Source organism: Pseudomonas sp. DCA-1 (genome assembly GCF_046523955.1).
Taxonomy (GTDB): domain Bacteria; phylum Pseudomonadota; class Gammaproteobacteria; order Pseudomonadales; family Pseudomonadaceae; genus Aquipseudomonas; species Aquipseudomonas putida_Y.
This window is the reverse complement of record NZ_CP169881.1, coordinates 4,699,179-4,712,656: the sequence shown is the minus strand read 5'-3', so window position 1 is coordinate 4,712,656 and position 13,478 is coordinate 4,699,179. Positions and strand designations below refer to the sequence as shown.

Below are 13,478 nucleotides of genomic sequence, written 5' to 3'. Positions count from 1 at the left end.
GCGCAGCACAAGGCGGCTCTTGCAGCGACTGCGTAGCCTTCAGCGGCCGCGCAATTGCCGGTCGGGCAAAGCCAATGCCGCAAACAGCCCCAGCACCGCGACAAGTGCACTCCCCATCAGCAACTGCCTGAACGTGTCCAGCAACCGCCCCTGAGTCACCAGGTCCACCTCCGCGGCCTTCAAGCTCCCCAGCAACGGATTACCCGACAGTTCGAAACCACCCTGATGCAGCAGGGCCAGCAACAGGCTGGACATGCACGCCACGCCCATGGCTCCGCCCAGCGAGCGGAACAGGTTGGTGGTGCTGGTGGCCACGCCGATGTCCTTGCTGGCCACCGCGCTTTGTGTGCCCACCAGCGAGGTCGGAAATTGCAGCCCACAGGCAATACCGGTAAGCAGCATGAACAGCGCACCGAGCAACGCTGATTGCGGCGGAGTCAGTGCCATCGCGAAAATGGCCACTGGCATCAGCAGTGCACCGGCCAGGATCTGCGGCTTGTAGCGCCCGGTCCGGCTGGTCATGCGGCCACCTGTGAAGGCACCCAAGGGCAGCCCCATGGCCAGCGGCAGCAGGTGCAGGGCGGCGCTGTCGGCACCTGCGCCGGTGATGCCTTGGTAGCGCAAGGGCATGAGCATGGTCAGGGAAATGGACTGGAAACTGGCGAAGAAGATCACTGCCCAGCACAGCACCGCCACCCGGTTGCTGAACAGGCTGAGCGGCAGCAGCGGCTCCGGGCAGCGGCGTTCGTGGGCGATGAAAAGCGTCAGGCCCAGCAGGGCGCAGCCGAACAGCGCCAGCACGGCCGGGTCGGCCCAGGCGTGGCCCTGGCCCACCAAGGTGATGCCCAGTAGCAGGCTGCCAAGGCCAAGGATCAACAGCACGGCGCCAAGGTAGTCTACCCGTGCCTCGCGACGCTGCAGCGGCATGCCACTGAGGGCTCGGTGTATGAACCACAAGGCGACCAGCCCCAGCGGCAGGTTGATCCAGAACACCCAGCGCCACGACAGGTACTCGGTCAACCAGCCGCCCAGCACTGGCCCGGCCACGCTGGCCGCGGCGTACATGCTGCTGAAGTAGCCCTGGTAGCGGCCGCGTTCGCGTGGGGGTACGAAGTCGCCAATGATTGCCTGGCTCACCGAGACCATGCCGCCTGCGCCAATACCCTGCAGTACCCGGGCCAGCAACAGTTGCTGCATGTCCTGGGCCATTGCACAGGCAATGGAAGCCAGGGTGAACAGGCTGATGCCGGTGAGGATCATCCGGCGCCGGCCGTAAAGGTCGCCCAGTTTGCCGTAGATCGGCACAGCCACGGTCATTGCCACCATGTACCCGGAAATGACCCAGGCCAGCATGCCGACATCGCTGAACTGTGCCGAGATGGCGGGCAGCGAGACGGCGACGATGGTCTGGTCCAGAGCGCCAAGGAAGATGGCCAGCATGAGGGCGGTGAGCACGTTGCGCAGGGAGGTAGGGGGCAGTGCGGCGGTCACGGGAATACCTTGTTTTGTCTACGGCAGCCCCTTCGCGGGCAAGCCTGCTCTCAGAGAAGCCCCCGAATTGTACCCTGAGTTAGGTAGCTTCCTATGTACTATCTGCATCCCCTATGCAAGATCGGCATTGGCGCATTCATCCAGTGCGACATGGCTGCGTGATATCGTTGGTATGCCACAGAGGCTGAAATTCGGGGTTTGCACCAGCTTGGTGCAACATTTTGCCGCAGGTTTTTCAGTACGCTGTCTCCCACACCTTTTATTCCTCTGCCTGCATGTCGAGCATGACCGCCCAGATGGCGACGGTTGGAACAGGTCAGGTAGACCCGATTACAGGGGTCGGTAGTTACCGTTCAAATTTCAACTTTTTTTGCGGAGTGATCATGCCCAAGGCTTCCCACCAAGATCTGCGTTTTGCCTTCCGCGAGCTGCTCGCTTCAGGTTCCTGTTTCCACACTGCCTCGGTGTTCGACCCGATGTCGGCACGCATTGCCGCAGACCTGGGCTTCGAAGTCGGTATCCTCGGCGGTTCGGTCGCTTCGTTACAGGTGCTGGCTGCTCCGGACTTCGCTCTGATCACCCTCAGCGAGTTCGTCGAGCAGGCCACCCGCATTGGTCGGGTCGCGCAACTGCCGGTACTGGCGGACGCCGACCACGGCTATGGCAACGCACTGAACGTGATGCGTACGGTGATCGAACTGGAGCGCGCCGGTGTGGCCGCACTGACCATCGAGGACACCCTTCTGCCCGCCCAGTTCGGGCGCAAGTCCACCGACCTGATTCCGGTCGATGAGGGTGTTGGCAAGATCCGTGCGGCGCTGGAGGCACGGGTCGACTCGTCCCTGTCGATCATTGCCCGAACCAACGCGGGCGTACTCAGCACCGAAGAAATCATCGTGCGTACGCAGAGCTACCAGAAAGCGGGCGCTGATGGCATTTGCATGGTCGGGGTCAAAGACTTCGAGCAGCTCGAGCAGATTGCCGAGCACCTGACGGTGCCGCTGATGCTGGTCACCTATGGCAACCCGAACCTGCGCGATGACGAACGCCTGGCGCGTCTGGGCGTGCGCATCGTAGTCGATGGCCATGCGGCTTACTTTGCCGCAATCAAGGCCACTTACGACTGCCTGCGGCTGCAGCGTGGTCGGCAGAACAAGTCGGAAAACCTCAGTGCCACCGAGCTGTCGCACACCTACACCCAGCCTGAAGACTACATTCGCTGGGCCAAGGAATACATGAGCGTCGAGGAGTGATCGGCAGAGCGCCGTCCATTCAACGGACGGCGCTCAAGTTTGCACTCCACAGTCGGCCATTGAGTCGCCTGCTTCGCGGGCATGCCCGCTCCCACTGGGACCGCGCAGATCCCAAGGCATGTGCATACCTGTGGGCGACCCCGAGAAAGGGCTGTCACAGGCTGGCCTGGCCTTCCAGCCAGTCCAGTAATTCGAGCAACCCCGGCGGCAAGCTTCTGGCCTGGCTCACCAGGTAATACCCCTTGCCCGTCAGCACCTTCAGCGCAAACGGCATGCACAACCGCCCACCGCGCAGGTCATCGCCAATCAGCGACCAGTCACCGATCGCCACCCCTGTGCCCTGCGAAGCCATGGCCATCGCCATGTCCAGTGTCTCGAAATGCTGTTTGGGTCCATGTGTGGCCAGCGTCACTCCAGCCGCCTGCAACCACAACCGCCAGTCGTGTTCATCTCGCGAGGGGTGCAGCAGCATGTGCCTGGCCAGGTCTTCCACCTGCTGCAACGGCACTGGCCCTTCACGCAGTGATGGAGCGCACACTGGGGTCAGTTGCTCATCGAACAGTTTGCGCACATGTAGCCCGTGGTTTGGTGCATTGCCATAGACCACCGCTGCATCGAAGCCCTCGCGACGCAAATCCACCCCGTGCTGCACGGTCGTGGTCAGCTCCACCGGTACGTCCGGGCGCAGTGCCTGCCATTCCATCAGGCGCGGTAGCAGCCAACGCATCACGCAGGTGGGTGCCTTGAGCTGCAAGGTAGTGCTGTGCTCACCCACTTCGCGCACCCCCTGTTCGATCAGCGCGAACACCTGCTGCACCCGCGGCAGCCAGTCCAGGCCTTCACGGGTCAGGCTCAACCCGCGGGCCTCGCGCTTGAACAGGGCATAACCCAGGTGTTCTTCGAGAGCTGCAATCTGGCGGCTGACAGCGCCTTGGGTGATGTGCAACTGCTGCCCTGCGCGGGTGAAGTTGCAGTGCTGGGCGGTGACCAGAAATGTGTGCAGGGCAGGCAGGGGTGGGAGGCGTTTCATTGCAGTAAGCCATGATCACAGGACATGGCTAGTATGTGTTTTTTTACATTGTGGCGATAGCCGTGGCTTGGGTCCAATAAGGGCATACCCCAACAAGATTCATGGTGATCCCTGATGGCAACCTGCGGCGAAGTACTGGTCAAACTCCTTGAAGGCTATGGCGTCGATCATGTCTTCGGCATTCCCGGTGTACATACCGTGGAGCTCTATCGTGGCCTGGCGGGCTCTTCCATTCGCCACATCACCCCACGTCATGAGCAAGGTGCCGGGTTCATGGCTGACGGCTATGCGCGCACCCGCGGCAAACCCGGGGTGTGCTTCATTATTACCGGCCCGGGCATGACCAATATCACCACTGCCATGGGCCAGGCCTATGCCGACTCGATCCCGATGCTGGTGATTTCCAGCGTGCAGTCCCGTGACCAGTTGGGCGGTGGCCGTGGCAAGCTGCACGAGCTGCCCAACCAAGCGGCGCTGGTATCGGGTGTGGCAGCGTTTTCCCACACTTTGATGAGTGCAGCCGACTTGCCGCAGGTGCTGGCCCGGGCATTTGCCGTGTTCGACAGTGCCCGGCCACGCCCGGTGCATATCGAAATCCCGCTCGATGTGCTGGTTGAACCGGCCGACTTCCTGCTGCCGGGACGCCCTGTACGGGGTAGTCGGGCAGGGGCTGCACCTCAGGCCGTGGCGCAGATGGCTGAGCGACTGGCCAGTGCACGTCGGCCGCTGATTCTGGCCGGTGGCGGGGCGTTGGCTGCGGGCGCTGCGCTGGCACGCCTGGCCGAACACCTTCAGGCCCCGGTGGCGCTGACCATCAATGCCAAAGGCTTGCTGCCTGCCAGCCACCCATTGCAGATCGGCTCGACCCAGTCGTTACCGGCCACACGGGCGCTGGTGGCCGAGGCTGACGTGGTGCTGGCGATCGGCACCGAACTGGCCGAAACCGATTATGACGTGACCTTCAAGGGAGGCTTCGAGATCCCGGGCAGTCTGCTGCGCATTGACATCGACCCGGACCAGACCGTGCGCAATTATCTGCCGGAGCTGGCGCTGGTAGCCGATGCCGAGCTGGCTGCCGAAGCGCTGCTCGGTGCCCTGCAAGCCCAGCCGCAGCCAGTGCACGAAAGCACTTGGGGCGTGGCCCGCGTGGCCAATCTGCGCAAGGTCCTGGCGGCAGACTGGGACCAGCCCACCCTGAGCCAGACGCGTTTGCTGAGCGCCATACTGGAGCGCCTGCCGAATGCGATTCTGGTGGGCGACTCGACCCAACCTGTGTACACCGGCAACCTGACACTCGACATGGAGCAGCCACGCCGCTGGTTCAACGCCTCGACCGGCTACGGTACCTTGGGTTACGCGTTGCCAGCAGCCATGGGCGCTTGGTTGGGCAGTGCCGAGCAGGCCGTCGAACGCGCCCCGGCGGTGTGCCTGATTGGTGATGGTGGTTTGCAGTTCACCCTGCCGGAACTGGCCAGTGCAGTGGAGGCGCAGGTCCCGCTGATCGTACTGCTGTGGAATAACCAGGGGTACGAGGAAATCAAGAAATACATGGTCAATCGGGCGATCGAGCCGGTCGGGGTGGATATCCATACCCCGGATTTCATCGGCGTGGCGCGGGCGTTGGGCGCGGCAGCAGAGAACGTGGCCGATATCGCCCAATTGCAGGCCGTGCTCGGGCAAGCGGCGGAGCGCAAGGGGCCGACCTTGATTCAGGTGGACCAGAATCAGTGGCAGGCCGCGGTGTTGGGGTGAAGCATTGCGATTGCCTGTATCGGCCTCTCGCGCCTGCAGGCAGCGCGCAATTTTCGCATCTGTGCAAAAACCTGTAGGAGCGGGTTTACCCGCGAAAGCGCCGCTGCAGGCGAATGTCGAGCTTCAGACCGCAGTAGCCCGCAACCGAGCCACATCGCGAATTGGCGGCGCGCCGTAAAGCCGGCTGTATTCACGGCTGAATTGCGACGGGCTTTCATAACCCACCCGATAAGCCGCCACCGCCGCCTCCAGCCCGTCGTTCAACATCAGCCGCCGCGCCTCTTGCAGGCGCAGTTGCTTCTGGTACTGAAGCGGGCTCATCGAGGTCACGGCCTTGAAGCGGTGGTGCAAGGTCGAGGTACTGAGGTTGACTTCACGGGCCAGGTCCTCGATCCGCAGCGGCTGTTGGTAGTTGTTGTTGAGCCAGGTGATGGCCTGGCACACCCGGTGGGTCTGGCTGTTGGCCAAGGCAATTTCATACAGCCGGTAACCCTGCGGACCACGCAGCAGGCGGTAGAGAATCTCGCGGCGGAACAGCGGCGCCAGCATTGCGATGTCGCGGGGGGTGTCCAGCAGGCGCAGTAGCCGCAGCAGGGCATCGAGTAATGCGGCATCTGTCCTTTCCACATACAAACCACGGCCGGAAGGTCGATTGGGTACCAGCATCGGCCCGCTCTCGGCGATCAGCTGGCTGATCTCGGCCGGGTCCAGGTCCATGCGCAGGCCCAGGCTTGGGTTCTCGGGGCTGGCATCCAGCCTCACGGCACTGAGTGGCAAGGTTACCGAAACGACCATGTAATGCAGTGGGTCGTAGGCGTACTGCTCGTCACCCAGGAACAGGCTTTTGCTGCCCTGGGCAAGGATGCACAGGGCAGGCTGCGCCAGGGTGGGTACAGAGCGCACATTTTCGGTGTGACGCACCAGGTAGAGGTCATCGATGGCCGATGCTGGGCCATAGGGCTCGCCCGCGTGGCGGTTGATCAGCTCGGCCAGCTCCAGGCGCTGCAGTTCCAGGGTCGGTTCGGTGGACGTGGCGGTGGTCATGATGGCTTTCCTCTGCTGACCGACGCAGCATAGGTTTGGGCAAAGACGGGCGCTAGTCGAAAGCTGCACGCCGATTGCCTGATCCTGCCGCGCTGCAGGATCAGGCAATCGGCGTGCAGTAATGGCCTAACGCGCCGCGCGGGTGAGCGCCTAACCTTGGCAGCCTGGCTTTTCCGTCCGCCTGCTTCAAGGAGATTGTGCAATGACCCTTAAACAACCGGTCACCCACCTTGCTTTCATCCGTGCCAGCAGCGGGCGCTCGGCAGAGCTGGGCGCGCGCCTGCGTGACATGCTTGAGCCTTCGCTGCGTACACCGGGTTGCCTGAGTTTTACCGTGCAGCGTTCGCAGGCTGATGCTGACCTGTGGTTGCTCAGCGGAAGCTGGCAGGACCAGCAGGCGATGAGTGGTTACTTTGCTTCGCCGACACTGGAGGTGTTTGGTGAGCTGGTGCAGGCCCAGGTGGTCAGCAGCCTGGACTTGCATACCTTCGATTGAGTGTTGATGAGGTAAAGTGACGCCTTTGTTCAATCACGCGGACAGCAATATGGCACGTAGGGAATTCACTCATTTCGAAGCGGTATCGGCGATGGTGCCGGTGGAAGGTGGCGGCTACAACGCCGCCATCGCGGTCAAAGCCTTGGGCATGGGCGGCGCGCCGCGCTTTCACAAGGTTCTCGACGGGCAGGTGTTCAAGGGCGCCGTGGCCGCCGACGAAGCGGCCACCGCTGAGCTGCAACGCCTGCAGGGCGTCAGCGAAGAGGGTGAGCTGGTCTGGTGATCAGGCCGGCGGCCGGGCCATCTTGAACAGGTTGCCCAGCTCGAAATAGTCCGCCGGGCCACCCCCCCGCAGGATAGGCTCGGCGGCAGCGGTATCGTAGATGCCGTTGTTCAGCAGGTGCTCGGCAATGTGCACCGCCACCACTTCCCCAAGGATCAGCCAGCTGGGCACCTGTTCCTGGTCGGCCCGCTTGAGCTGGACGATCTGGCTGACCTTGCACTCGAAGGCTACCGGCGTTTCACCCACGCGCGGCACCTTGACGATGCTCGAGGGTGCGGCAGTGAGGCCGCTCAATTCGAATTCGTTTACTTCGGCAGCAACCGGTGCGCAGCTCAGGTTCATTTGCTCGGCCAGAGGGCGGGTGGCCAGGTTCCAGACGAACTCACCGGTCTGCTCGATGTTGTTCAGGCTGTCTTTGCGCCCGACGCTGCAGAAACCGATGATCGGCGGGATGTAGTTGAACGCATTGAAGAAGCTGTAAGGCGCCAGGTTCAGGCGGCCTTCGCGGTTCTGAGAGGAGATCCAGCCGATAGGGCGGGGACCGACGATGGCATTGAACGGGTCGTGCGGCAGGCCGTGGCCTTTGGCGGGTTCGTAGTAATACATCTGTGCTGGGCTTGTTGGCCCTACCTCCTGGTGGACAAGGTGCCTAGTGTGCCAAGCCTGAGCTCGCCTGCAAATGATCAAGCCCGGCCGAAGCCGGGCTGGGTGCTCGCAATCAGGTATCAGCTGATGCGGTGCGCGTTGGTGCGGTTGAAGCCATCTTCGGCAAAGTGCTGGCCGCCGGTGCGGTCGAAACCGTCTTCGGCGAAGCGTTGGCCGTTGGTGCGATCGAAGCCGTCTTCGGCGAAGCGCTGGCCGTTGGTGCGATCGAAGCCGTCTTCGGCGAAGCGTTGGCCGTTGGTGCGATCGAAGCCGTCTTCAGCGTAGCTGGCGGGCTGGGTTTGAGCCGCGGCAAAGGTGTGAGCGTCGGTCCGGTCGAAGCCATCTTCGGCGAAGGCGCCAGCTGCGAAAACCGAGAGGGCCAGGGTCAGGATCAGTTTATTTTTCATGGTCGTTGCTCCAGGGGTTTGTGAGTTGTTTGTTTCTATGGGTTTAATCCTACGCCGAATAATTTGATTAAAAAGCGCAAAAAACAGCGCTTAATAATCTATTTGTTCGATGTTTTTAGCCGAGTATGTCGTGCTTCAGGCCTCAAGCCTGGCTTGGGAGCGTTCGCGCGGGCGCCAACGTTCTGCCAGCCATTGCAGCTTGATAAGGTGGAATTAATAGGGCGTTAAGAAGGAAAGGTCTGAATAGAAAAGGGGCGCTCCATGCAATGGAGCGCCCCTTTCAGTATTGCCAGGCCAGCGTTACTCAGTGGTAATCCGCGAGTGCTGCTTGGTGTCCTTCATGGTCGCGTAAACCAGCAGCGAGCAGGCGATACAGGCGGTGACGTACCAGTAAAAGCCGCTCTCCATCCCAGCGCTCTTGAACCACAGGGCCACGTATTCGGCGGTGCCACCGAAGATCGACACGGTCAGGGCATACGGCAGGCCCACGCCCAGGGCGCGAATCTCGGTAGGGAACAGCTCGGCTTTGACCACGGCGTTGATCGAGGTATAGCCGCTTACGATGATCAGCGCTGCCATGATCAGGAAGAACGCCCCCCACCAGCTCTGGATGGTGTGCAGGGTGCTGAGGATTGGGACGGTGAACAGGGTGCCGAGCACACCGAAGGCGATCAGGATCGGACGGCGGCCGATCTTGTCGGACAGACCACCGATCACCGGCTGCAGGCACATGAACAGGAACAGCGTGGCGGCCGAGATGGTGGTCGAGTCACTGATGCTCATACCTACGGAGTTGACCAGGTACTTCTGCATGTAGGTGGTGTAGGTGTAGAAGGCCAGGGTACCGCCCATGGTCAGACCGACGACGGTCATCAGCTCCTTGGGGTGACGCAGCAGCGTGCGCATCAGGCTTTCCTTGGCCTTTTCCTTCTTGGTGAACGAGGCGGTTTCTTCCATGCCGCGACGCAGGTACAGGGCCACCACGGCGCACAGCGCACCGATCACGAACGGCACGCGCCAGCCCCAGGCGTACAATTGCTCGGTGGTCAGGGTCTGTTGCAGGACGATCAGCACCGCCAGGGCGATGAGCTGGCCGGAGATCAGGGTCACGTACTGGAAGCTGGAGAAGAAACCACGGCGCTCCTTGCTGGCCATTTCGCTGAGGTAGGTGGCCGAGGTGCCGTATTCACCACCCACCGACAGGCCTTGCAGCAGGCGTGCGATGACCAGCAGGACTGGCGCGGCGACGCCGATGGTTTCATAACCGGGGGTCAGGGCGATGACCAGCGAGCCCGCGCACATGAGCAGTACCGACGCCATCAGCGCGGCCTTGCGGCCCTTGCGGTCGGCGTACAGGCCCATCAGCCAGCCACCGATCGGGCGCATGAGGAAGCCCACGGCGAAGATCGCGGCGGTATTGAGCAGTTGTGCGGTGGAGTCGCCGGCCGGGAAGAAAGCCTTGGCGAAGTACAGCGAGAATGCGGCGTAGACGTACCAGTCGTACCATTCGACCATGTTGCCGATGGACCCGCTGAAAATCGACTTCAAGCGGCTGGCGGTGGTTTTTTCTGCGGCAGGCGCGGTGGCCGCCCCGGCGGGCAGGGAGGTGGCGTTATCCATCAGGGATACCTTCTCGTTGTTTTTGTGGAGCGCGCCGTGGCGCAGCTTGCCAAGGCAATTGCAGAAGGTGTGCCAAACGGGTGCAGGCTGATTCATTTGAGGGCGTCAAATATCCCAAGCCGGCACAGTAGTGGGGGTTGCGCCGCCCTTTGCAGGTGCGGGCCTGACCGCGAAGGGCTGCAAAGCAGTCTGAAATCTCGACGAGATGAGCGGTTTTTCGCCTACCCGGTCCTGGTCATGAGCGGATTTCCGCTTATGCCTGCCCAATAAAATCCTCGCGCACCAGCCCATGCCGTTGCATCTTCTCGTTAAGCGTGCGCCGCGGTAGTTGCAAAGCCTCCATCACCGACTTGATCTCGCCCCCATGCTGACGCAAGGCCGCACGCAGGCATTGCGCCTCGAATGCTTCCATCTGCTCGCCCAGCGACTGCCCGGCAGGTGCCACCTCGATGTTTGGCGAACCCAGCCCCAGCGCATGCCGCTCCGCCGCATTGGCCAGCTCACGCACGTTGCCAGGCCAGTCATGTGACAGCAGCTGCGCCAGCTGTGCACCCGATAGCGGAGGGGCCGCGCGACCAAGCTTTTCACCGGCAGCGCGGGCAAAGTGTTCGAACAGCAGCGGAATGTCCTCTCGCCGCTCGCGCAGCGGTGCCAGGCGCAATTCGGCGACGTTCAGGCGGTAGGCCAGGTCTTCTCGGAAGCGCCCGGCACGCGCCTCCTCGAGCAGGTCGGGCTTGGTCGCAGCAATGATGCGCAGGTCGACGCTGATGCTCTGGTTGGCCCCCAGGCGCTCCAACTTCTGCTCCTGAATCACCCGCAACAGCTTGGCCTGTTGGGCCAGTGGCATGCTCTCGATTTCGTCGAGGAACACGGTGCCACCGTTGGCATACTCCAGCTTGCCGATCCGTTTACCCTGGGCGCCCGTGAAGGCGCCGCTCTCATGGCCGAACAGTTCGGCCTCGAACAACGACTCGGGGATGGCCGCGCAGTTAAGGGCTACAAAGGGCTTGGCGGCACGGGGGCCAAAGTCGTGCAGACAGCGGGCCACCCGCTCCTTGCCACTGCCGGTTTCACCGCGGATCAGCACGTTTACCGGCAGGCTGGCCAGGTCCAGGACTTGCCGGCGCAGCTGTTGCAGGCCCTGGGACATGCCCAGCAGCGTGACTTCCAAGCGTGACTTGAGGTCGGCCTGCTCGTGGAGCCGGCGGTTCTCCAGCACCAGCTGGCGCTTTTCCAGGGCGCGACGCAGGCTGCCCAGCAAGTCTTGCGGCGTGAAGGGTTTTTCCAGGAAGTCATAGGCCCCGCTGCGCATGGCTTCTACCGCCATCGGTACATCACCGTGACCGGTCAGCAAAATCACGGGCAGGTCGGGGTCGTTCGCTTGCAGGCGTTCGAGCAATTGCAGGCCATCCATACCCGGCATGCGTACATCGCTGATGATCACCCCAGGGAAGTGCTGCGGCAGGTGCGCCAGGCACTCTTCGGCGCGAGCGAACAACTGCACGCTGAAGCCGGACAGGCTCAGCCATTGCTCTACAGCAGTGCGGATACTGGCTTCATCATCGACGACGATCACCGAATTCAACATACAGGCTCCAGGTCACGGGGCAGGGTAAGGCTCAGGCGCGCGCCGCCAGGCAGGTTTTCGGCCCGCAACTGGCCGCCGGCCTCATGGACTATGCCGTAAGAGATGGCCAGGCCCAGCCCTAGCCCTTCCCCCACCGGTTTGGTGGTGAAGAACGGGTCGAAGACCTTGGCCAGGTCGGCTTCGGCAATGCCGCCACCCGAGTCGAGCACACTCAGGCGCCATAGCTCCCCGTCGGGTTCGATGCGGATCTCCAGGCGTTTGTAACGCTTGTCGATCATGGCGTCGAGTGCGTTGTGCAGGAGGTTTATCAGCACCTGCTCCAGGCGGATGGCATCGCCGCGTACCCAGGCCGGGCGTGCCAGGTACAGAGCCACCTCCACTTCCTCGCTGCGAATGCGCGCTTCCAGCAGGTGCAAGGCCTGGTCGACCACGGTTGCCAGGTCGAGGCGTTCGCGCAGGCCCATCGGACTGTTGCGGGCAAAGGTTTTCAGGTGGCTGGTAAGTGCTGCCATGCGCGTGAGCATCTGTTCCAGCGGCTCCAGCGCTTGCCGCGCTTCGTCATGGCGACCATGGTCAAGCAGCAGGCGCAGGGTTTCCAGTTGCATACGTTGGGTGGTCAGCGGCTGGTTGATTTCATGGGCCATGGCCGCTGACATTTGCCCGAGTGCGGCCAGTTTGGCTGATTGCACCAGGCCTTCCTGGGCAGTGCGCAGCTCGCGGGTGCGCTCCTCGACCTGGCGTTTGAGTTCTTGCCGGCTGCGCTGGCGCAGGCGTGCCAGGCGCAGGCGTTGACTGACGAAAAGGGCGGCGAACACCAGGCTCAGCCAGACGGCGGCGGCGCCAAGGGCTGCATTACGGCCGTCTGCAGCGACCTGCGGTTTGCGCAGCAGGTGCAAGGTCCAGTTTTCGCCTTCCAGCGGCAGGCTTTCCCACAAGTACTCGGTGCTACCCTCGGGGCCTTGCACGCGGCTAAGGGTGCTGTAGGGGGCAAACCGCGTCAGTACCTGATGCTGTAGCGGCACCAGCGGTTGCTTGTCGTACTGACGGGTTTCGGCCAGCTCGGCTCGGTCGGCGCCACTGAGCGGCTGAAGCTCGCGGTAGCGCCAGCCATCCTGGTTTGCGATGAACGTAATGCCGCGGGCGTCGCTGACCAGCAGGATATCGTTGCCCTGTCGCCATTCGCGTTCCAGCTCGGGGAATTCCAGCTTCACCACCATGGCACCAAGGAATCGGCCGTGCTCGTCGTTCACCGCGCTGGCGAGGAAGTAGCCCGGCACGCCACTGGTCACGCCCACGGCATAGAAGCGGCCACTGCCCTGGCTGCGGGTTTGCTTGAAGTAGGGACGGAAACCGTAGTTGGAGCCGACGTAGCTGCTGGGCAGCCGCCAATTGCTGGCGGCAATGGCCAGGCCGGTGCGGTCGAGCAGTTCGAGGGTGGAGGAATTGGCGGCGCCATTGATACGTTCGAGCTTGTGGTTCAGGGCGTTCTGAACGCCTTCGTCGACCGGGCCGCGCAAGGCTGCGATCAGTTCCGGGTCGAGCGCCAGCACGGCGGGGAGGGCACGGTAGCGGTCGATCAGGGTGTGCAGTGCGTTGGCGTACAGGCCCAGTTGCTGGCTGGCACGCTTGGCGTCGTCTTCCATGGCCTGGCGCTTGGCCTGGTGCATGGCCCAGCCGGCGCTGAGTGCGGTACCCAGCACGATCAGCAGGGTGATCAGCCCCAGACGCAGGGCGCGAAAGGAAAAGGGCATTGGGGGCGGATCCGGTGGTGGGATATCGGGGCCGGCCTCTTCGCGGGTAAACCCGCTCCTACAGGTACTCTGCAGCACCTGTAGGAGCGGGTTTACCCGCGAAAAGGCCGGAACAGGC

General features: G+C 62.7%; 12 protein-coding genes. 4 read left to right on the top strand and 8 right to left on the bottom strand.

Annotated features, from left to right (window positions below):
- Window positions 1–39 precede the first annotated feature (39 nt).
- Complete coding sequence (locus ACE4QZ_RS22225) at window positions 40–1,491, bottom strand: MDR family MFS transporter (protein WP_392526237.1); 1,452 nt, start codon at window positions 1,489–1,491, stop codon at window positions 40–42.
- Between the two features lie 383 nt (window positions 1,492–1,874).
- Here ACE4QZ_RS22225 and ACE4QZ_RS22220 point away from each other — a divergent pair, with 383 nt between their 5' ends.
- Window positions 1,875–2,744, top strand: a complete 870-nt coding sequence (locus ACE4QZ_RS22220; protein ID WP_021785777.1) for an oxaloacetate decarboxylase — start codon at window positions 1,875–1,877, stop codon at window positions 2,742–2,744.
- Window positions 2,745–2,898: 154 nt separating this feature from the next.
- Here ACE4QZ_RS22220 and ACE4QZ_RS22215 read toward each other — a convergent pair whose 3' ends face one another.
- On the bottom strand, window positions 2,899–3,774 hold the full coding sequence (locus ACE4QZ_RS22215) for a LysR substrate-binding domain-containing protein (RefSeq protein ID WP_021785776.1): 876 nt from the start codon (window positions 3,772–3,774) through the stop codon (window positions 2,899–2,901).
- A gap of 114 nt (window positions 3,775–3,888) precedes the next feature.
- Between ACE4QZ_RS22215 and ACE4QZ_RS22210 the strand changes: the two genes are divergently transcribed.
- The gene (locus tag ACE4QZ_RS22210; RefSeq protein ID WP_323600870.1) at window positions 3,889–5,526 is read left to right on the top strand and encodes a 5-guanidino-2-oxopentanoate decarboxylase; all 1,638 of its coding nucleotides are present in this window, start codon (window positions 3,889–3,891) and stop codon (window positions 5,524–5,526) included.
- 123 nt (window positions 5,527–5,649) lie between these two features.
- Here the strand turns inward: ACE4QZ_RS22210 and ACE4QZ_RS22205 are convergent, their stop codons facing one another.
- Window positions 5,650–6,570: an AraC family transcriptional regulator gene (locus tag ACE4QZ_RS22205; protein ID WP_021785774.1), complete on the bottom strand. Its 921-nt coding sequence runs from the start codon at window positions 6,568–6,570 to the stop codon at window positions 5,650–5,652.
- A 202-nt stretch (window positions 6,571–6,772) separates the two neighbouring features.
- Between ACE4QZ_RS22205 and ACE4QZ_RS22200 the strand changes: the two genes are divergently transcribed.
- Both ACE4QZ_RS22200 and ACE4QZ_RS22195 read left to right on the top strand, forming a co-directional pair.
- The gene (locus tag ACE4QZ_RS22200; protein ID WP_021785773.1) at window positions 6,773–7,066 is read left to right on the top strand and encodes a putative quinol monooxygenase; all 294 of its coding nucleotides are present in this window, start codon (window positions 6,773–6,775) and stop codon (window positions 7,064–7,066) included.
- Window positions 7,067–7,082: 16 nt separating this feature from the next.
- Window positions 7,083–7,349, top strand: coding sequence for a hypothetical protein (locus ACE4QZ_RS22195; protein ID WP_014859143.1), 267 nt, complete (start codon window positions 7,083–7,085; stop codon window positions 7,347–7,349).
- Here ACE4QZ_RS22195 and ACE4QZ_RS22190 read toward each other — a convergent pair whose 3' ends face one another.
- The 5 genes from ACE4QZ_RS22190 to ACE4QZ_RS22170 form a co-directional block, all read right to left on the bottom strand.
- Window positions 7,350–7,955, bottom strand: coding sequence for a flavin reductase family protein (locus tag ACE4QZ_RS22190; protein WP_392526236.1), 606 nt, complete (start codon window positions 7,953–7,955; stop codon window positions 7,350–7,352).
- 119 nt (window positions 7,956–8,074) lie between these two features.
- Entirely contained in the window at window positions 8,075–8,401 is a 327-nt protein-coding gene (locus ACE4QZ_RS22185) for a hypothetical protein (RefSeq protein ID WP_103469437.1), read from the bottom strand.
- Between the two features lie 300 nt (window positions 8,402–8,701).
- A complete protein-coding gene (locus ACE4QZ_RS22180; protein WP_028697504.1) occupies window positions 8,702–10,021 on the bottom strand; it encodes an MFS transporter in 1,320 nt (439 codons plus the stop codon).
- A gap of 253 nt (window positions 10,022–10,274) precedes the next feature.
- Window positions 10,275–11,609: a sigma-54-dependent transcriptional regulator gene (locus ACE4QZ_RS22175; protein ID WP_103469436.1), complete on the bottom strand. Its 1,335-nt coding sequence runs from the start codon at window positions 11,607–11,609 to the stop codon at window positions 10,275–10,277.
- Entirely contained in the window at window positions 11,603–13,360 is a 1,758-nt protein-coding gene (locus tag ACE4QZ_RS22170) for an ATP-binding protein (RefSeq protein ID WP_021785769.1), read from the bottom strand. Before ACE4QZ_RS22170 ends, ACE4QZ_RS22175 begins: the two co-directional genes overlap by 7 nt.
- Window positions 13,361–13,478: the final 118 nt, after the last annotated feature.

Coding starts and splice junctions, on each gene's coding strand:
- ACE4QZ_RS22185 (WP_103469437.1), bottom strand. CDS start 8,401: ATGAAAAATAAACTGATCCTGACCCTGGCCCTCTCGGTTTTCGCAGCT.
- ACE4QZ_RS22220 (WP_021785777.1), top strand. CDS start 1,875: ATGCCCAAGGCTTCCCACCAAGATCTGCGTTTTGCCTTCCGCGAGCTG.
- ACE4QZ_RS22190 (WP_392526236.1), bottom strand. CDS start 7,955: ATGTATTACTACGAACCCGCCAAAGGCCACGGCCTGCCGCACGACCCG.
- ACE4QZ_RS22200 (WP_021785773.1), top strand. CDS start 6,773: ATGACCCTTAAACAACCGGTCACCCACCTTGCTTTCATCCGTGCCAGC.
- ACE4QZ_RS22180 (WP_028697504.1), bottom strand. CDS start 10,021: ATGGATAACGCCACCTCCCTGCCCGCCGGGGCGGCCACCGCGCCTGCC.
- ACE4QZ_RS22175 (WP_103469436.1), bottom strand. CDS start 11,609: ATGTTGAATTCGGTGATCGTCGTCGATGATGAAGCCAGTATCCGCACT.
- ACE4QZ_RS22210 (WP_323600870.1), top strand. CDS start 3,889: ATGGCAACCTGCGGCGAAGTACTGGTCAAACTCCTTGAAGGCTATGGC.
- ACE4QZ_RS22215 (WP_021785776.1), bottom strand. CDS start 3,774: ATGAAACGCCTCCCACCCCTGCCTGCCCTGCACACATTTCTGGTCACC.
- ACE4QZ_RS22170 (WP_021785769.1), bottom strand. CDS start 13,360: ATGCCCTTTTCCTTTCGCGCCCTGCGTCTGGGGCTGATCACCCTGCTG.
- ACE4QZ_RS22205 (WP_021785774.1), bottom strand. CDS start 6,570: ATGACCACCGCCACGTCCACCGAACCGACCCTGGAACTGCAGCGCCTG.